Source organism: Paraburkholderia ultramafica (assembly GCF_902859915.1).
Lineage (GTDB): Bacteria > Pseudomonadota > Gammaproteobacteria > Burkholderiales > Burkholderiaceae > Paraburkholderia > Paraburkholderia ultramafica.
Genome location: NZ_CADIKK010000012.1, coordinates 171,549 through 189,647, shown reverse-complemented (window position 1 = coordinate 189,647; position 18,099 = coordinate 171,549). Strand labels below are relative to the sequence as shown.

At 63.0% G+C, this 18,099-nt stretch carries 14 protein-coding genes and 2 pseudogenes; 12 read left to right on the top strand and 4 right to left on the bottom strand.

What is annotated here, in order from left to right; all coding sequences use genetic code 11:
• The first annotated feature begins 184 nt into the window (after positions 1–184).
• The 4 genes from chrA to HV744_RS14985 all read left to right on the top strand — a co-directional run bounded on the left by chrA (position 185) and on the right by HV744_RS14985 (position 4,486).
• The gene (gene chrA, locus HV744_RS15000) at positions 185–1,621 is read left to right on the top strand and encodes a chromate efflux transporter (protein WP_246279050.1); all 1,437 of its coding nucleotides are present in this window, start codon (positions 185–187) and stop codon (positions 1,619–1,621) included.
• 53 nt (positions 1,622–1,674) lie between these two features.
• A complete protein-coding gene (locus HV744_RS14995; RefSeq protein WP_175150262.1) occupies positions 1,675–2,103 on the top strand; it encodes a chromate resistance protein ChrB domain-containing protein in 429 nt (142 codons plus the stop codon).
• Positions 2,090–3,346, top strand: coding sequence for an MFS transporter (locus tag HV744_RS14990; protein WP_175150261.1), 1,257 nt, complete (start codon positions 2,090–2,092; stop codon positions 3,344–3,346). Before HV744_RS14995 ends, HV744_RS14990 begins: the two co-directional genes overlap by 14 nt.
• Positions 3,347–3,418: 72 nt before the next feature.
• A complete protein-coding gene (locus tag HV744_RS14985; RefSeq protein WP_175150260.1) occupies positions 3,419–4,486 on the top strand; it encodes a YncE family protein in 1,068 nt (355 codons plus the stop codon).
• A 27-nt stretch (positions 4,487–4,513) separates the two neighbouring features.
• On the opposite strand, the pseudogene HV744_RS14980 reads toward HV744_RS14985, so the two are convergent.
• Positions 4,514–4,813, bottom strand: a pseudogene (locus tag HV744_RS14980) (3-keto-disaccharide hydrolase); the annotation flags it as partial.
• 228 nt (positions 4,814–5,041) lie between these two features.
• Positions 5,042–5,734, bottom strand: coding sequence for a GntR family transcriptional regulator (locus HV744_RS14975; protein ID WP_175150258.1), 693 nt, complete (start codon positions 5,732–5,734; stop codon positions 5,042–5,044).
• A 316-nt stretch (positions 5,735–6,050) separates the two neighbouring features.
• Between HV744_RS14975 and HV744_RS14970 the strand changes: the two genes are divergently transcribed.
• The 8 genes from HV744_RS14970 (at position 6,051) to HV744_RS14935 (ending at position 16,591) form a co-directional block, all read left to right on the top strand.
• Positions 6,051–6,827, top strand: a complete 777-nt coding sequence (locus HV744_RS14970; protein WP_175150257.1) for an HpcH/HpaI aldolase family protein — start codon at positions 6,051–6,053, stop codon at positions 6,825–6,827.
• Positions 6,828–6,834: 7 nt separating this feature from the next.
• Positions 6,835–7,995, top strand: coding sequence for a pyridoxal phosphate-dependent aminotransferase (locus tag HV744_RS14965; RefSeq protein ID WP_175150256.1), 1,161 nt, complete (start codon positions 6,835–6,837; stop codon positions 7,993–7,995).
• A 92-nt stretch (positions 7,996–8,087) separates the two neighbouring features.
• Positions 8,088–9,158, top strand: coding sequence for a porin (locus tag HV744_RS14960; RefSeq protein ID WP_175150255.1), 1,071 nt, complete (start codon positions 8,088–8,090; stop codon positions 9,156–9,158).
• Between the two features lie 34 nt (positions 9,159–9,192).
• Positions 9,193–10,332, top strand: a complete 1,140-nt coding sequence (locus tag HV744_RS14955; RefSeq protein WP_175150254.1) for an aminotransferase class V-fold PLP-dependent enzyme — start codon at positions 9,193–9,195, stop codon at positions 10,330–10,332.
• A gap of 39 nt (positions 10,333–10,371) precedes the next feature.
• Positions 10,372–11,775 (top strand): amino acid permease, encoded by a 1,404-nt coding sequence (locus HV744_RS14950; protein ID WP_175150253.1) that lies wholly within the window; start codon positions 10,372–10,374, stop codon positions 11,773–11,775.
• 135 nt (positions 11,776–11,910) lie between these two features.
• Positions 11,911–14,109 carry a thiamine pyrophosphate-dependent enzyme gene (locus tag HV744_RS14945; protein WP_175150252.1) on the top strand — a complete coding sequence of 733 codons (2,199 nt, stop codon included), beginning with the start codon at positions 11,911–11,913 and terminating at the stop codon, positions 14,107–14,109.
• A gap of 17 nt (positions 14,110–14,126) precedes the next feature.
• Positions 14,127–15,632: an indolepyruvate oxidoreductase subunit beta family protein gene (locus HV744_RS14940; protein ID WP_175150251.1), complete on the top strand. Its 1,506-nt coding sequence runs from the start codon at positions 14,127–14,129 to the stop codon at positions 15,630–15,632.
• A 176-nt stretch (positions 15,633–15,808) separates the two neighbouring features.
• On the top strand, positions 15,809–16,591 hold the full coding sequence (locus HV744_RS14935; protein ID WP_175150250.1) for a cyclase family protein: 783 nt from the start codon (positions 15,809–15,811) through the stop codon (positions 16,589–16,591).
• A 139-nt stretch (positions 16,592–16,730) separates the two neighbouring features.
• On the opposite strand, the gene HV744_RS14930 is transcribed toward HV744_RS14935, so the two are convergent.
• Positions 16,731–16,988, bottom strand: a complete 258-nt coding sequence (locus tag HV744_RS14930) for a DUF4148 domain-containing protein (protein ID WP_175150249.1) — start codon at positions 16,986–16,988, stop codon at positions 16,731–16,733.
• A 183-nt stretch (positions 16,989–17,171) separates the two neighbouring features.
• Positions 17,172–18,017 (bottom strand): annotated as a pseudogene (locus HV744_RS14925) (cytochrome c biogenesis CcdA family protein); the annotation flags it as partial.
• Positions 18,018–18,099 lie beyond the last annotated feature (82 nt).

Sequence of the window (18,099 nt, the reverse complement as noted above, 5' to 3'; positions counted from 1 at the left end):
CGCCGCGTTGGAACGGTATCTATCGACCGCTGCACAGAGGCCCTGGATTGGTGCCTCCGGCGGAGCCAGATCATGAAGTAACAAGCGGTTGTGCCTCCAGGGGAAATCACATGGCCGCACGACGACAGCCACGGACACCGGGACGCGTCACTCACCCGGGCAATCAGATAAGTAAGGCAAAACGATGGAAATGAAGGCAGTTGAACCTCCGGGAGCATTGGCATCGACGGCCGAACGGATCCCCGCACACGAGCGTCACGGCGTCTCGTTTCGCGAGGCCTTCTGGGTCTGGGTCCGGGTCGCGGCCCTGAGCTTCGGCGGGCCGGCCGGTCAGATCGCGGTGATGCACCGCATCCTCGTCGAGGAAAAGCGCTGGATCAGCGAAACCCGGTTCCTCCATGCGCTGAACTATTGCACGCTCGTGCCCGGACCGGAGGCGCACAAGCTGGCGGTCTATGTTGGCTGGTTGCTGCACCGGACTCGTGGCGGTCTTGTTGCCGGCATCCTCTTTATCTTGCCTGGCCTGGCTGCACTGGGAATACTGAGCTGGGTCTATGCCAGCTACGGTAATGTCGGTATCGTCCAGGCACTGTTCTTCGGCCTCAAGGCGGCGGTGCTGGCAGTTGTGCTCGAAGCCGTGGTGAGGGTAGGCCGCAGGGCGCTCAAAAGTCAGGCAATGGTCGCGGTCGCGGCGCTCTCGTTCATTGGCATATTTTTCTTTGCCGTGCCGTTCCCGCTCATCATCGCATCGGCGGCCCTGGTCGGGATCGTAGGCAATCTGGCTGGGATCAGCGCCTTGCGCACAACCTCGGCGCATGACAAGGCCATTCAGGGCGAGGAGCCGCTTGCGGCCATCGACGTCGCCTTCGCTCAGGAAATTCCGGAGCACGTACGCCCGTCGCACCGGCGAGCCCTCAAGGTCACGGCGATCGGTCTTGTGCTATGGCTTGGCCCGCTTGTCGCGTTTCTTGCGATGGTGGGACCAGACAATGTCTTTACCCACATCGCGGTCTTTTTCAGCAAACTGTCGGTCGTCACGTTCGGCGGTGCCTACGCGATCCTCGCCTATGTGGCGCAGCAAGCCGTTGAGCATTTTCACTGGCTCGCGCCTGGTGAAATGCTGGCAGGCCTCGGGATGGCCGAAACGACACCCGGGCCGCTCATCAGCGTTGTCCAGTTCGTCGGTTTCATGGCGGCATTTCGCCATCCCGGATCTCTGGATCCGGTTCTTGCCGGCACGCTTGGCGGACTGCTCGCAAAATGGGTGACCTTCGCGCCTTCGTTCCTGTTCATCTTCATCGGTGCCCCCTACGTCGAAGCGCTGCGCGGCAACAAGGCACTGAATTCCGCACTCTCGGCCATCACGGCTGCCGTCGTCGGCGTGATCCTCAACCTTGCTGTCTGGTTCGCCCTCCACACGCTTTTTGGGCAGGTCAACGTGGTGCGCGCCTTCGGCATGGTTCTCCAGGTTCCTGAACTGGCAAGCGTCAATCGCTGGGCGCTTGTTCTGTCGCTAGCGGCGATGCTGGCGCTGTTCCGCTTCAAGGCAGGCATGATGGCCACGCTTGCGGGCTGTTGTGCAGCCGGGATGATTATCCATTCCGTCGGGTTGATCCAATGATTAACTGGACGATGGTCCGTCAACTTTTCGCACCATGAAAGAGAGGTGAAGTCATGAAATGGATCACTCGCGAACGTCCCAAAGTCGACCGGATCGCCTGTCCCTGGCTGATTGCCAGGTTCATCGACAAGGCGCCCGAGTTCCTTTACGTGCCTCGTGATGATGTGCTGCGTGTGGCGCAAGCGACCGGCGCCATTCCCTACGACGTGCCGAACGTCGAACTGGGTCACCACGGCGAACTGTGCAGTTTCGACGCGTTCCTGCAGAAGTATCAACTGACCGACCCGGCGCTGCTGAAACTCGCTCGGATCGTGCGCGGGGCGGACACCAGCCGGCTCGACCTCGCTCCCGAAGCGAGCGGACTCTATGCCATTTCCGTGGGGCTATCGCGCACTTTCGCCGACGATCACGAGCAGTTGCGGTACGGCATGGTTGTATACGACGCGTTGTATGCGTGGTGTCAGAGCAATGCGCACACCTAGGCCAGCGGCCTCGATCGCAGATCGCGGTGCGATCTCACGCCTGATGCTACCTGCCGGTGCGGACGTAGGCGCGTTGCCCCTGCTGGTCGGCCGCGGGTTGCGCGGCTTCTGCGACGGATTTGTCGCCGTGCTGTTGCCGGCGTACCTGCTTGCGCTCGGTTTCAGCCAACTGGACGTGGGGCTGGTCAGCAGCGCCACGCTGATCGGCTCGGCGGTGGCGACGATCCTGGTCGGGATGTTCGCCGGTCGCCATCCGCTGCGTCGCCTGCTCACCCTGGCGGCAGGCTTGATGGCCGCGACGGGCATGGGCTTTGTGGGGCTGTCCGCACTGTGGCCGCTACTGCTCGTTGCGTTTGTCGGCACGCTCAATCCCAGCTCGGGGGACGTCAGTCTGTTCCTGCCGCTGGAACTGGCGCGTCTCGCTGGTTCGGCCGCAGGCGATGCCCGGACTGCGATATTCGCCCGCTACAGCCTGGTCGGCGCGGTGTCCGCCGCGGTAGGTGCTCTGGCCGCAGCGATCCCTGGCTGGCTCGTCGCGCATGCGGGCCTGACACTGCTCGCAGCCCTGCGCGCGATGTTCGGCGTTTATGCGCTGGTCGGTATCGCACTCTGGTTCCTCTATCGCCGGCTGCCCGAACCACAGACGCGCGAGCGGGCGCGCAGCGCGCCGCTGGGTCCGTCGCGCGGGATCGTCACGCGCCTTGCGCTGCTTTTCAGCGTGGATGCATTTGCCGGTGGCCTGGTGGTGAACTCGTTGCTGTCGCTGTGGCTGATGCAACGCTTTGGACTTTCGCTGGCCGCCGCTGGCCAGTTCTTTTTCTGGGCGGGGCTGTTGACTGCGGGCTCCCAGCTCGCTGCGGTGCCGCTGGCTCGCAAGATCGGCTTGCTGAACACAATGGTGTTCACCCATATCCCGTCCAGCCTTTGCCTGATTGCCGCGGCATTCGCGCCTTCCCTGACGCTTACGTTGACGCTGCTGCTCGTCCGCAGCGCATTGTCGCAAATGGACGTGCCAACCCGTACCGCTTATGTGATGGCGGTGGTGACGCCGCCCGAGCGCCCGGCGGCTGCAAGCTTTACAGCCGTACCCAGAAGTCTCGCTTCGGCACTTGGTCCTACGCTGGCCGGCGCGCTGCTGGCGCTCGGCTGGACCGGTGCACCGCTCGTGGCGTGCGGCCTGTTGAAGATTGCCTACGACCTTACGCTGCTGCGTGCATTCCGACGAGTCGAACTGACCGACTGACCCGATCTGCTGTCGGCATACCAGCCTGGCAGCGGTCGATCGCTCACGACAAACGTAACGGAGTCCGAGCTCATGAACACGACTCACAAGCGGTCGACCGCTCGTTGGATTTTGCTTTACCTTGTCGCCTGTGTCGCTGCGGCCGCGCTCGGGTCGCTCCCGTTCGTGGCGTCGGGCACGGATGAAACCTCTCCTGAGGGCGGCCTGCCGTTGAAATGGATCGCCGATGTTCCGCTCGGCGGGCGGCCCACCCGGCTAGACTATGCAAGCTACGATCCTGGTCGCCACCTCCTGTTTGTCGCGCATCTGGGCGACGGCGAGGTGGTCGTCTTCGACACGCGCACTGCGCACGTGATCGCCCGGATTCCGGAGGTGGCCTCGGTCCACGGCGTACTTGCAATTCCCGAGCTGTCACGCGTGTATGCGTCGGCGACCGGCTCAAATCAAATCGTCGCAATCGACGAAACCACGCTGAACATCACCGCGCGCATGCCGGGCGGCATCTACCCGGACGGCATGGCTTACGCCCCCGACGCGCATAAGCTCTACGTCTCCGACGAGATGGGTAAGACGGAGACAGTGATCGACGTTCGCTCGAACACGCGAGTGGCGACGGTCCCGCTCGGCGGCGAGGTCGGCAATACCCAATACGATCCGGTCTCCCGACACATTTTTGTGAACGTGCAGTCCCGAAGGCAGCTCGTGGAAATCGACCCGGCTACCGACCAGATCGTTGCGCGGGTCGATCTGCCGGGAGCAGAGGGCAATCACGGACTGCTGATCGAGCCGCGGCAGCACCTGGCTTTCATCGCTTGTGAGGACAACGACAGGCTCCTCGTGCTCGACATGCGCACGATGCGCATGATGTCGTCCTTCGATGTGGGCAAGGATCCGGACGTGCTTGCGTACGACCCGAGCCTGCATCTGCTCTACGTCGCAGGCGAAGCGGGAATCGTCTCGATGTTCAGCGTCGAAGCTGGCAAAGTCTCAAAGATCGGCGAGGGTCGCGTCGGGCCCAATGCCCATGTCGTGGCTATTGATGACGCGACACACCGCTCCTATTTCCCGTTGAAAAGCCTGCGCGGGCAGGCAACGTTGCGCGTCATGGAACCCCAGGCCGAAGGTGCTACTGCACCTTAGTCGTTTTCAGCGAACGGCTGAACTTCCTTAGAGGACCGTGATCCTGATGTTGCGGAAGGCGGTCGTAAAGCTGTGATTCGAATAAGATTGCAATCCAACGAACGTCGGCTCCGCCGCAGCGAAACGGCCGCGGTTCGGGTCGGTGTTCGTGTACTGCGCGGTGGGGGCGCCATTTAGAACAACGCTGATCACGTCCCCCTGCACATCGATCCTGTAGCTGTTCCACCCGAGCACATGCGCGTCCTGCGGGTTGACAAATTCCGTCACCTGCGCGGCCGGAAAAGCTGGATCGTCAGGCGCATCGTTTGGATAGTTCACCGCGTAAACGGCCCCCGTCCGATACTATCTCCAGCACCGTGCGCCACCATTGCGCGTGCTTCAGAATCGCCTTCTTCACAGGCCACCTATGTTGGGAAGCGAACGCTCAAGGTACTTTTCCAACTTGTCCGGCAACGCATCGACGGACCGGGTTGCGGAGACGAACGGGCGAATCAGGATCATCCGAACGAGCAGGCGGATTCCGGCGAAGAGAGAGCGCGCACCGTGTCCCGGTCATCATTCCTGGCCGTCCACCAACACGAAATATCGTTGCTCGGCACTGAGGATAAATTCGAGCATCGTCGTCCTGACACGCTTCGCATCACGCTCAAGGAAGCCGCTCAGCAAGTCATACATTCCATCTAGTGCGATTTTCTGAGTCGACGAATCAGCCAACGTCAGCGATCTGACCTGTTGTGCGTGATCGGTAAAGCGTCTGATCGTCTCCTGCAGCCGTCTGTTCTGTACGGCTCCGAGCCAAACATCGCGAAACTCAACGTTCGCAGCAATCAAGGCGGCGCCGTCGTGCTTTTCATACGCTCGACGGGCGTTCTGGTAGATACGCTTTAACGCAGCATCATGCTTGTCGGTCAGCGCAGCGGTCGCGCCGGCTGCTGCGCTCGGTTCAAGTAACCGGCGGACTTCGAAAATCTCATGGATGTCACCGTTCGTCAGCATGGGCATGACGAAGCCGCGCGTGGTCCCGACCAGGTATCCCTCGTTGACCAGTCGCAGAAGAGCCTGACGAACAGGCATGCGCGTGCAGTCGAATTCGTTGGCTATTTCATAGTCGAGAATGCGTTCGTTCGCGCCAACGTCGCCGCGCTGTAGCCGAGCGCGGACCTCCTGGTAAATCGTCTCGGTCAGCGTGGTCTGTTTGAGCTCAGTTCGACTGGGCGTCTTCGCAACTTTTGCGACCTGCATGGTCATGATGGCCGGCTCCAAAATCTGAATTCAGAATTCTCTGATTCGTTTATCTTCGCTGTGTTGCATGCCCGTTGTCAAGATACTCGCCCAGTCGGTCGGACGGTCCCGAACCGTCAGTGAAAACCCGCTCCGGCAAAACCCTCCATCGTTGTTGGACAAGGGTTACAACGATCATTGACCGGAATCGGGCGGCTGCAATTAGTTGACATCTAAAATTTTCCACCTTAAGGTTTCTCCAACTTCGAAACTGAATTCAGTTTGCGAAAATTGGCCGGGACAACTGCTCGGTGGACCAAACGGGTAACTAAGGATTCGACCGATGTTTTTTCGCTCGCTGAAGCCGGGCCTGGTCAGTGATCGACACCTCGACCTGATATGGCTGGCGCTTGGAAGCACACCGATGGTGGAGTTTGCCGCTCATGCGAGACCGGACGCACTCGTGCTTGATCTTCAGCACGGCCTGTGGGAGCGCGGCACGCTTGAAGCGGCGATTGGCGCCGTCGGTGCGCAGGTGCCGGTGATTGCCCGCTGTGCCGGAAATTTACACAGCGCGATCGCACAAGCGCTCGACGCAGGCGCCGCTTCGGTGCTGGTGCCGCTCATTGAAACTGCGGCCGACGCACGCAAGGCGGTGTCGGCAGGGCGCTACCCGCCAGCAGGCGTGCGTTCCGCAGGCGGTGTGCGCCCATTGCTGGCCGGGCTCGATGCGATGCTGAGCGCCGATCGCGAAGTAGCAATCGGCCTGATGATCGAAACGGTCGAGGGCGTCGAGAACGTCGAAGCCATCGCCGCGGTGCCGGGCGTTGACTACCTGTTCATCGGCACCGGCGATCTTTGTCTGTCACGCGGCACCAACGACAGCGAGGTAATCGGCCGCGATTGCGAGCGGGTCCTGCGTGCTGCCACCGAGTGCGGTTTGCCGTGCGGCATCTTTACCAGCGACGCAAGCGCCGCGCGTCGGGCGTTGCAGAGCGGATACCGGATGGTCGTGTGCGCCAATGACATTGAACTGGTGAAGCAAGGGTTCCTGGCGGCACGAGAAGAAGTGCGCCGCTCATGCCGGACGGCTGCCCCTCATATCGTTCGAACACTCTGAGGAAGCAATGAGTATCACGAGACAAGCGATCGCGACGATGCCTGATTCGCCCATCATCGACGTCTGGCGGCTGGGCGTTGGCCGCAGTGACGTCATCGGTTTGTGGGCGGGAGAAAGCGATCTGCCGACGCCGCAGGCGTTTTGCGACGCGGCCAGTCGCGCGCTGGCCGCCGGACACACGTTTTATTCGCCAAATCGCGGCATCCCTCAATTGCGGGATGCGATCCGCGCCTACTACGACAGGCTGTCCGGAATCCGCGTGGCAGACGAGTGCATCGCTGTCACTAGCGGCGGCATGAATGCGGTGATGCTCGTAGCGCAAGCCATCATCGAACCGGGCGACAACGTCGTCTGCGTGACGCCGTCGTGGCCAAACATTCTGCGCGCCGTCACGATTACCGGCGCCGACGTTCGCAGCGTACCGCTCAACTGCGGCGATGACGGATGGCATCTCGACCTGCAGCGGCTGTTCGACGCCTGTGACGCACGCACGAAGGCAATTTACTACGCCTCGCCCGGCAACCCGACCGGCTGGATGATGGAAGCCGGCCAGCAGAAGCAGTTGCTCGAATTCGCACGGTCACGCGGCATCTCGATCCTTGCCGACGAGGTCTACCAGCGCATTGTCTATGACCGGCCCTACGCGCCTTCTGTGCTGGAAATCGCCACGCCGGACGATGCGGTCTTCGTGATCAACAGCTTTTCCAAAGCGTGGCTGATGACCGGCTGGCGTATGGGCTGGCTAGTCTATCCGCGCTCAATGCTCGACACCTTCGAGAAGCTGATCCAGTTCAACACCAGTGGCGCTCAAGCGTTCCTGCAGGCAGGGGCAGCGGCGGCCCTCGACGAAGGCGAGCCGGTCATCGAATCGTTCGTGGCGCGCTGCCGTGGCGGCCGGCGAATCGTGCTCGATCGTCTGCACGCTTTGAAGGGTGTGCACGTGACGCCGACCAGCGCGTCGTTCTATCTGATGTTCAGTATCGACGGCGTCGCCGACACGCTCGAGTTCTGCAAGCGCGCAGTGCACGAAGCCGGCTTGGGCCTCGCGCCGGGGATTGCGTTCGGCGAGGAGTCGGCGCACCAGATTCGCCTGTGCTATGCGCGCAGCGACGCCAGCCTGATCGAAGCCATGGATCGACTCGAAACGCTATTGCGCGGCCGGCCCTAGACCAGCCTGCGCAGCCAGGATTTTGCAGCACCCAAAGATCGGCCGTCGCCGCCGAGCAGGTTATCCAACCCAAGAAGAGAGACTAGTAAATCATGCAACGCAAACTCCACGCCGCGATAGCAACCCTGGGGATCGGGTTGACGGGGACCGCCTTCGCACAAAGCGACGTTACGCTGTACGGCATCGTCGACCAGAGCGTGCGCTTCACGAATAATTCGAATGCGGCGAACGACAACCAGGTGCAGTTGACCAACGGCGCGATCACCAACAGCCGCTGGGGCTTGAAGGGAGACGAAGACCTCGGGGGTGGCCTGAAGGCGGTGTTTCGCCTCGAAAGCGGCTTCGATCCGCAGACCGGCAAACTCAACCAGGGCGGCCGGCTGTTCGGCCGCTATGCGTATGTGGGGCTGTCGGGCAACCTCGGCACCTTCACGCTCGGCCGCCAGGGGACGGAGGCATTCAATTTCTTCGGTGACTTCGATCCGCTGACCGTCGGCAACTATACGGCGAACTCGTGGCCCTTCTTCATGACGGTGGGCCGCATCGACAACGCGGCGACCTATGCCGGGCAGTTCGGCGGCCTGCATCTTGGCGCGACCTACGGGTTTGGTCAGCAGCCCGGCAGCCTGAGCAGGAACTCATCCTGGAGCGTGCGCGCGTCTTACGACCTCGGTCCGGCAAGCTTCGGCGGTACGTACCAGGAAACGCGCGACCTCAACAACAACATCCAGCGCATGTGGGGCGCGGGCGCGAAATATGCCGTCGGCCCGGCCACGCTGTTCGTCGGCTACATGGGCGGCCAGGATGCCACGGGCTTTGTCGACGGGGCGCTCAACGATCCGGGCCGCACCGTCACCACCGGCTCGTTCTCTGACAACAAGCGCCGCGACATGACGTTCTACACCGGCGTCACCTATCAGGCGACGCCGGCGTTGAGCCTGACGGGCGCCGCGTACTACGACGACATGCACAACATCAACGGCCTTGGCGGCAATACCGGCCAGCGCTACACCGGCGTCCTGCTGGCCGAGTACGCACTGTCCAAGCGCACGCAGGTCTATGCGACGGTCGACTACAACCACGTCAACGGCGGCGCGTTCACCGAGCTGCCCGGCAAGAATAACCAGACGGGCGTTGCCGCCGGCATTCGCCACATGTTCTAACGCGCGCCCGTCGAAACATTGCAAGGAACGACTCATGACATATTCTGCTGAACCCGATCGCCAGGGGTGGCTGCTGTACCACTCGGTCGGCATGTTTCCAGGCCAGGAAGACGCCGTGCGCGCCGCGCTCGACACCTTCGCGTCGAACTGGTGCCGGCCCGATCTGCAGCGCTGGGACTACGGTCTCGCCGCTCGACGGCAGGTGCTCGATCAATGGGCCGCGTTGGTCAACGCGCCGTCCCACGCCGTATTCGCGTCGGAGAACGTCACGGACGCGTTCGCGCGCTTTGTCGGCGCGCTCGGTCGCCGGCGTCTGGCTGGCCGACGCGTGCTGATCGCCGGGGATTGCTTCCCGAGCCTGCACTACATGCTACGCGGGCTCGAGCCCGTGCTTGGCTTTACGCTCGACACGGTGCCGGTCGCACCCGGCGAAGCGTTTGTGACCGACGATGCATTCATCGCCCATTGGCAGGAAGACGTGGCGCTGGCCATCGTCACCTGGGTCACGTCGACCTCTTCGAAGCGAGCGGACCTCACGCGGCTCGCCGCGCACGGTCGAGCCCAGGGCAGCCTGATTGCGGTCGACATCACACAAGGCGCGGGCATCCTCGATTTCGACGTGATGCAGCCGGCCGTCGATTTTGTCGCGAGCACCACGCTCAAATGGTTGTGCGGCGCACCGGGCACCGGGCTCGCGTACCTCGACCCGAAACTGCTCGACAGCGACATGGCACCGCTCGTGCAGGGCTGGTTCAGCCAACCCGATCCATTCAACTGGGATCTCACGCGCTTCTCATTGGCCGCCGATGCGCGGCGCTTCGACACCGGCACGCCATCGTTCTTGCCGTTCGTCGCATCGAGCCCAGGCCTCGCGTGGCGGCTCTCGAGCGCGGCGGCCGGCATGCGCGAGCACAACCTTGCGCTGTCGCGCCGGTTGATTGCGCTGGCCGACGCCAAGGGATACCGGTTGCGATCACCACGCGACGATGCGCAGCGCGGTGGCAGCGTGATGGCGGATCTGCCTGAGCACGTCGACACGCACGAACTGGAAATTTCTCTGGCGAAGCATGGCGTTCTGGTGGATACGCGCGGCTGCGCCGTGCGCATGTCACCCGGCATGCTGACCTCCCACGCGGCGCTCGATACGCTGTCGGCGCTGCTCCCCGCAGTCTGACCCACTGACGCAATACAACCATTACACGGGCACAGAGACATGGAAGAGACAAGTATTGCTTCACGCGAACAGGGCTTGCACAAAGCCCTGACGCAGCGCCAGATCACGATGATCGGCATCGGAGGTGCGATTGGCACGGGCCTCTTCATGGGCAGCGGCATTGCGATCGGTTACGCTGGCCCAGCGGTGCTGATCAGCTACGCGATCGCCGCGCTGATCGCCGTGATCATGGTGTTCAGCCTGGCGGAGATGGCAGTCGCGCATCCGACCGCGGGTTCGTTCGGCACGTACGCGGAGATGTACCTGAGCCGCTGGGCCGGCTTCGTCGTGCGCTACACGTACTGGATCATCGAGGTGGTCGCGGTCGGCGGCGAAGCAATCGCTGTCGGCGTCTACATGGGCTTCTGGTTCCCAGGCATTCCAGTGTGGCTGTGGTCCATAGCGTTCGGCATAGCGCTGGTCTACGTCAACTGCCGCTCGGTGACCAACTTCGGTTCGTTCGAGTACTGGTTTGCGTTGATCAAGGTGGTGGCGATCCTGGGTTTCATCGTGGTCGGACTCGCGAAAGTGTTTGGTCTCGGCACGGGCACGCCCGCAATCGGGCTGCACAATCTGACCGGCTTGCCGGGCGGTTTCATGCCGCATGGTTTCGGCGGCGTGTGGATGGGCGTGTTGATGGCGATTTTCTCGTTCTACGGCGTGGAAATCGTGGCCGTGACTTCGGGCGAGGCGAAAGATCCGTCGCGCGCCATTCCGCATGCGCTGCGATCGATGGTTGTGCGCCTCACGCTGTTCTATATTCTCGCGCTCGGCCTGATGGTTGCATACCTGCCGTGGACCGAAGCCGGTGCGAAGGTGGTCCAGCAAAGTCCGTTCGTGAAGCTTTTCGCCCACGCAGGTATCGCGCACGCGGCAGGGCTGATGAACTTCGTCGTGATCACGGCGGCGCTCTCGAGCATGAACACCAACATCTACCTGTCCTCGCGCACGCTGTTCTCGCTCGCGCGCGGCGGCTACGCGCCGCGCTGGATCGGCTCGCTGACCGCGAACGGCACCCCACTCGTCGCCACGCTGATTTCCGGCGCCGGCGTGCTTGCGGCAGCAGCGGTGTCTTTTTTCAGCCCGCTCGCGTACAACTACCTGTTCGGTATTGCCTTGTTCGGCGGCATCTTCGTCTGGATCGTGATCCTCGCTACTCACCTGCGATTCCGCCGCGCATGGCGAGGCCGCACGCTGCCGGTGCGCATGCCGCTGTTCCCGATTGCGCAAATTACCGGTATCGCATTGCTGGGTGCGATTCTGGTGACCATGGGGCTGGACACCGAATTCTGGAACATCTCCTGGATCGTCGGCGTGCCGTGGCTGGTCGCAATATCGGTGGTGTATTTTTTCTACCGCAAGCGACTGGCGCAGTCGGTGGTCGCTAACGCCGCTAACGCCTGAATGTCTTGAGCGCCGGGTTGTGCAAGCGCGCGCAACCCAGTGAAAGGGCCACGGACCGGCTCTTCCACTGCAGCGCTAATTCGGGGACATGGCTTCGATCAGCCATGTCCGATCGGATCACCAACAAGGAACACCATGGCCGAGCGGTCATTTGTCGAAGAAGTGAAGAAGCTGCGCCTGGGCGCGGGCGAGGTTTTCAGCGGCGAGGGGATCCTCGCGGTGACCAAGGCGCTGCTGGAGTCGGGCGTGGCGTATGTGGCCGGCTATCAGGGCGCCCCGATCTCGCATCTGATGGACGTGCTCGCCGACGCCCAGGACATCCTGAGCGATCACGGCATCCGCTTCGAGAACAGCGCGAGCGAAGCCACCGCAGCGGCTTCGCTGGCCGCTTCGGTGAACTATCCGCTGCGCGGCGCGGTGACGTTCAAGGCGACGGTCGGCACCAACGTCGCTTCGGACGCACTCGCGAACCTGGCCTCGGGCGGCGTGAAGGGCGGGGCGCTGATCATCGTCGGCGAAGACTACGGCGAAGGCTCCTCGATCATGCAGGAGCGCAGCCACGCCTTCGCGATGAAATCGCAGATCTGGCTGCTCGATCCGCGACCGAACCTGCCGTGCATCGTCCAGGCGGTGAAGGATGGCTTCGATCTCTCCGAGGCAAGCAACACGCCGGTAATGCTGCAATTGCGCATTCGCGCGTGTCACGTGCACGGGCAGTTCGTCGCCGCGGATAACCGCCGCCCGGCATTTTCGCTCAAGGATGCCCTCGAGAACCCGAATCGCGACGTGAGCCGCATCGTGCTGCCGCCCGCGAGCTTCCTGCACGAGCAGGAGAAGATCAACGAGCGGTGGCCCGCGGCGGTGAAGTTCATCGAGGAGCGCCAGCTCAACGATTTTTTCTCGGCAAACGCCGCCGATATCGGCATCGCCGTACAGGGCGGCAGCTACAACACGGTGCTGCGCGCGCTCGAACGCCTCGGTCTCGCCGATGTGTACGGCGAGTCGAAGGTGCCACTGTACGTGATGAACGTGGCGTATCCACTCGTCGATTCCGAGTGGCAACGGTTCTGCCTGGGCAAGCGCGCCGTGCTCGTCATCGAGGAAGGGCAGCCGAACTTCGTCGAGCAGAACGCCAGCGCGATCCTGCGCCAGGCCGATTGCGCGGCCGTACTGCACGGCAAGGACATGCTGCCGCTCGCCGGTGAATACAGCACGGCGACCGTCATGCAGGGTCTGCGCGCGTTCTTCGAGTGCTATGGCATGCTCGCGCCGCAGCCAGTCGCACCGGCCGCGCGCAAGGTGATTCCGCTTGTCCCGGCGGCCGCCGCCGCTTCAGCCGTCGGCGCTGGCGCGCCTGCAGCGGAGCCGGTCGCGCTGCTGGATGAAAACGTGCATGCGCGGCCGCCCGGCTTTTGCACGGGTTGCCCCGAGCGGCCAATCTTCACGGCGATGAAACTGGTCGAGCGCGAACTGGGCCCGCACCATGTGAGCGCGGATATCGGCTGCCATCTGTTTTCGATCCTGCCGCCGTTCAATCTCGGCAGTACGACGATGGGCTACGGTCTCGGCGGTGCAAGCGCGGCGGCACTGAACGCACCCGCAGACAAGCGGGCGATCTCGGTCATGGGCGATGGCGGGTTCTGGCACAACGGCCTGACCAGCGGGATTGCAAACGCGGTCTTCAACAAAAGCGACAACCTCACCGTCATCGTCGACAACAGCTATACGTCGGCCACCGGAGGGCAGGACATCCTGTCGTCCACTGCGCTCAATCCGACCCGCAGCACCGGGCACGCAATCGAGCGGGCCGTGCGCGGCGTCGGCGTTGACTGGGTGCGCACCGTTCGCCGCACCTACGACCTGAAGGCGATGATGGCCACGCTCAGGGAAGCGCTCACCACCCAGGCCAAAGGTCCGAAGGTGTTGATCGCGCAAAGCGAGTGCATGTTGAACAAACAACGCCGCGAGAAGCCGAAGGTGCGCAAGGCGATCGCGGCCGGCGAGCGCGTGGTGCGCGAACGTTTTGGAGTCGATTCGGACACCTGTACCGGCGATCACTCGTGCATCCGCCTGTCCGGTTGCCCGTCGCTGTCGGTCAAACAGAACCCGGACCCGTTGCGCACCGATCCGGTTGCAACCGTGCTCGATAGCTGTGTGGGCTGCGGGCTGTGCGGGGAAGTGTCCCATGCCGCCGTGCTGTGCCCGTCGTTTTACCGCGCGCAGATCGTGAGCAACCCGACCCGCGTCGACCGTCTGCGGCAACGCGTGCGCGACGGTTTGATCGGCTGGCTGCAGCGACGTGACGCGGCGCGCCGCGCGCGCTACGCATTCTGATCAATGAGAGTTCCACTATGAAAGCCCAACCGATCAAAATCGCCATTCTCGCCATGGGCGGCGAGGGCGGCGGCGTGCTCGCCGACTGGATCGTCGATCTCGGCGAACACAACGGCTACTACGCGCAGACCACCTCGGTGCCGGGTGTGGCGCAACGCACCGGCGCGACGATCTATTACGTCGAACTGTTTCCACGGGAGCTCGCGGACCATGCCGGCCGCGCGCCAGTGCTCGCGCTGATGCCGCTGCCCGGCGACGTCGACGTCGTGCTTGCTTCCGAGTTGATGGAAGCCGGTCGTGCGGTGCAGCGCGGTCTCGTGACGCCGGATCGCACCACGCTCGTGGCCTCGACCCACCGCGTCTATTCGATTGCCGAGAAGACAGCAATGGGCGATGGGCGCGTGGATAGCGACGCGCTGATCGCGCATGCCGGCAAGTCGGCGAAGCGTTTCGTGCGCTTCGATATGGCTCAGGCGGCCGAAGCCTCTGGCAGCGTGATCAGCGCTGTGCTGTTCGGCGCGTTGGCCGGCACGGGCGTGCTAGCGTTCAGCCGCGAGCAATTCGAGGCGACAATCGAACGTCGCGGCGTTGGTGTCAAGCCGAGCCTGCACGCATTCGGCGTGGCGTATCTGAAGGCGAACGAAGTCGAGCAGTCTGTTGACGCCGCCGCGGAATTCGCGACTGTCGGCAGCGACGCGAAGCCACGCGACGCGAAAGTGGCGGCTCTCGTCGAACGCGTTCGCACTCAATTCCCCGTCGAGGTCCAGCAAATTGTGACCGAGGGTGTGCGCCGCCTGATCGACTACCAGGATCCCGACTACGCAGGACTCTATCTCGATCGCCTTGCCGAAGTTGGGCGCGCGCTCAGGCAGCAGGACATCGTGCTCGTGCGCGAGACCGCGCGCCACCTGGCGCTGTGGATGTCGTACGAGGACACCATCCGCGTGGCCGATCTCAAGACACGTGGTTCACGCTTCGAGCGGGTACGCAGCGAAGTGCGCGCACAAGTGGATCAACTCCTCGCGATCAACGAGTTCATGCATCCGCGGATCGAAGAAATCTGCGAAACGCTGCCTGCGTCGCTCGGCAGATGGCTGATGCGTCCGCACTGGGTGCATCGCCTCGTGCGCCGTTTCACGCGGGAGGGCCGTGTGGTGACCACCAGCTCGCTGCGCGGCTACCTAATGCTTTACGCGGTGTCGCGCATGCGCGGCTGGCGCCGCGCCACGCTGCGCTACCAGGTGGAAAATGCGCGCATCGAACATTGGCTGAGCCAACTGCTCGACGCGGCGCAACGCAATCCGGCGCTCGCCGTCGAGGTCGCCCAATGCCAGCGGCTCGTCAAGGGCTACAGCGACACGCACGCGCGCGGGCTGGCCAACTACGAGACGGTGATGACCGCCGTGGCCCGCGCGGGCGCGCTGCTGGCGCCCGCCACGCTGCGTGAGTTGCGCGAAGCGGCGCTCGCCGACGAGCACGGCAAAAAGCTGCAGGAAGCGCTCGGGCGGCACGCGTTGGCCTGAGCGCGAAGCGTGGACGTAGCAACAAATCGAATCGAAACGCCATACGGAAATGCGATGGGTAAGGTTTCATTCAAACGCATGCACCGGTTCCACTTTTCCGAGTGCGATCCCGCCGGCATCGTGTTCTCTTCGCTTCGTGCTGTTCACCTATCACAGATTTAACTGACATATTCCATATGACAACAGTTCTCGAACAACTCATCAGCGAAATCTCGGCCGAAAAAGTTCGCGTCGTCGATTTGACGCAGACCCTTTCCCCGGATTTCCCCGCCTTGGCATTGCCGCCTGAATTCGGCCAGGTGTGGGCGTTCAAGATGGAGCAGATCAGCCGGTACGACGAAAAGGGTCCGGGGTGGTATTGGAACAATTTTTCGTGTGGCGAGCATACCGGGACGCACTTCGACGCTCCGGTTCATTGGGTTAGCGGCAAGAATCACGCGCGCAATGCAGTCGACACCATCGACGTGAATAACTTCATTGCGCCGGCGGTCGTGATTGACGCCAGTCAAGAGGTGGCGGCTAATCCCGACTGGTTGCTCACCAGGGAGTTCCTCCAGCGCTGGGAGGCGCAGCACGGCAAGATACCGGCGTCCGCATGGGTGTTATTCCGCACTGACTGGTCCAGACGCACAGACCCAGCTGAATTCGTCAACTTGCGTGAGGACGGCGCACACACGCCGGGGCCGACGCAAGAAACTGTCGAGTGGCTGATTCACGAACGGCACGTACACGGCTTTGGCGTCGAAACGATCAACACCGATGCTGGCCAATCTTATGCGTGGCCAATTCCGTATCCGTGCCATACGCTGATGCATGGGGCCAACCGTTACGGGTTGCAGTGCCTGAAGAATCTGCACGAACTGCCGCCAACTGGGGCCGTGATTCTTGCCGCACCGCTGAAAATTCAAGCAGGCTCTGGTAGTCCGCTTCGGGTACTCGCCCTTGTTCCCGGTCGATGAGCGAACACGACTGTTTTGCACGGTGCCGCCGGTGCAGAAACAGCCGCACGGCGGATATCAATTCGATGCTGCACTGCGAAGCAGAAGAAGTCCGGACGAGCGCTTCCAACGGTGCCCTGTAGAAGGCCTTTCTGGTCCGCTAGTGCTGACCCGACGCCTGTGCACGCTGTTCGGCGACGCTTCGACCCGCTTGTTGAGCGTTGGCTGGGTAGTGTTCGAAATTGATTGGCGGTTTGAATCCCGCGGCACGCCAGGCGACAAGGTCGGCGTTGACGTCGGCGCGTGTCAGAGGCGGCGACGGATCCGAAGGCATGGAAGGGGAAGTCTGTGCGATTGCGGGAGCGATGCTTGCCGCGCCGAATAGAATGCCCAGTACGGCCACAATAGAATTCTTCATGACGAATCCTCCTGAGAGGTGGGGCGGTTCCTTATCAATCGTAGACCATTTTTACCGCTCTTCCACTCGAGTGACTTTCTTATGATGTACGCGTCACCCCCATTGCTGTGGATTCCATAGCGCAGTCAATGGGCAGTCAATGAAAAACCTGGCTGGACATGCCTCCAGCGTGGTTGCTCATCAAATCGCCTTGCCGCGCAGCGACTGTGCATTGAGCGCCGGGCTGTTGAGCCACCGGGTGGCGCCGGCAAGAGAAGGCAGCTCGCCTTCCACCGGCAGCGCGCCCACGGCTCTGGCAGCGGCCTGCACGGGACCAACGAGATGTATCGCGTCGATCAGCTTCTGTTCGATTCCGCCGGTGCTCGCCAGCGACACCCATGTCAGCAGGTGCGTATCCAGGCCAAGCGCAATGGCGGCCACCCCCGCGAGCACCAGCACGCCCAAAGTGCGGCGCACCAGGTCGCCGGCGCCAGGCGAACGCTTCATGATGGCGAAGACGCGCCCGCCAATCAGCAGGACCGGCGCGAGCGAGGTTGCTGCGCCGACCGCGTAGGTGAGTTGCAGGAAGGTAATCGTGAGGCTGGCGCCGTTCAAGGCCGCACCCGTGAGCAGCCGGCCCGGGATGGGGCCTGCGCAGGGCGCCCCTAGCCGCCCTGTGGCCACGCCCAGCCCCGCCGCCGAGAGCATGGAATCGCTTTGGCTCCCGCTGCGCTCGGTGAGCGTATTGCCGAACGTCACGAACGGGTGGGTGATCCATTCGGCGACGCGCTTCGAAAGCAAGGTCAGGCCGAGCACGGCGAGGGCCACGATGCGGCCATACTGATTCGCGTGGACGGCCCCGCCGCCGCCGAGAGCGGCCAGGGTGGCAACTGCGGCGAAGGTGAGCGCCATGCCGGCCAGCATGGGCAGTCCATTGCGCGCGATCGGCCGGTCAGCGCGCGCGAATACGAAAGGCAGCACGGCAAGGATGCAGGGACTCAGAATGGCGAGTACCCCGCCCAGGTAAGCAAGGATCAGTAGCAGGAGCATGGGAGCGACTTCCATGGTGGGTTGATGGCGCGATTCGCACGGCCTCACGCCCGGGTTATGTCCCGGTGTGCGCAAGGCCGCG

What these genes read in the sequence shown, in the direction of transcription:
- HV744_RS14935 (WP_175150250.1), top strand. Translation starts at nt 15,809, where the DNA reads ATGACAACAGTTCTCGAACAACTCATCAGCGAAATCTCGGCCGAAAAA.
- HV744_RS14985 (WP_175150260.1), top strand. Translation starts at nt 3,419, where the DNA reads ATGAACACGACTCACAAGCGGTCGACCGCTCGTTGGATTTTGCTTTAC.
- HV744_RS14975 (WP_175150258.1), bottom strand. Translation starts at nt 5,734, where the DNA reads ATGACCATGCAGGTCGCAAAAGTTGCGAAGACGCCCAGTCGAACTGAG.
- HV744_RS14965 (WP_175150256.1), top strand. Translation starts at nt 6,835, where the DNA reads ATGAGTATCACGAGACAAGCGATCGCGACGATGCCTGATTCGCCCATC.
- HV744_RS14955 (WP_175150254.1), top strand. Translation starts at nt 9,193, where the DNA reads ATGACATATTCTGCTGAACCCGATCGCCAGGGGTGGCTGCTGTACCAC.
- chrA (WP_246279050.1), top strand. Translation starts at nt 185, where the DNA reads ATGGAAATGAAGGCAGTTGAACCTCCGGGAGCATTGGCATCGACGGCC.
- HV744_RS14950 (WP_175150253.1), top strand. Translation starts at nt 10,372, where the DNA reads ATGGAAGAGACAAGTATTGCTTCACGCGAACAGGGCTTGCACAAAGCC.
- HV744_RS14990 (WP_175150261.1), top strand. Translation starts at nt 2,090, where the DNA reads ATGCGCACACCTAGGCCAGCGGCCTCGATCGCAGATCGCGGTGCGATC.
- HV744_RS14940 (WP_175150251.1), top strand. Translation starts at nt 14,127, where the DNA reads ATGAAAGCCCAACCGATCAAAATCGCCATTCTCGCCATGGGCGGCGAG.
- HV744_RS14960 (WP_175150255.1), top strand. Translation starts at nt 8,088, where the DNA reads ATGCAACGCAAACTCCACGCCGCGATAGCAACCCTGGGGATCGGGTTG.
- HV744_RS14930 (WP_175150249.1), bottom strand. Translation starts at nt 16,988, where the DNA reads ATGAAGAATTCTATTGTGGCCGTACTGGGCATTCTATTCGGCGCGGCA.
- HV744_RS14995 (WP_175150262.1), top strand. Translation starts at nt 1,675, where the DNA reads ATGAAATGGATCACTCGCGAACGTCCCAAAGTCGACCGGATCGCCTGT.
- HV744_RS14970 (WP_175150257.1), top strand. Translation starts at nt 6,051, where the DNA reads ATGTTTTTTCGCTCGCTGAAGCCGGGCCTGGTCAGTGATCGACACCTC.
- HV744_RS14945 (WP_175150252.1), top strand. Translation starts at nt 11,911, where the DNA reads ATGGCCGAGCGGTCATTTGTCGAAGAAGTGAAGAAGCTGCGCCTGGGC.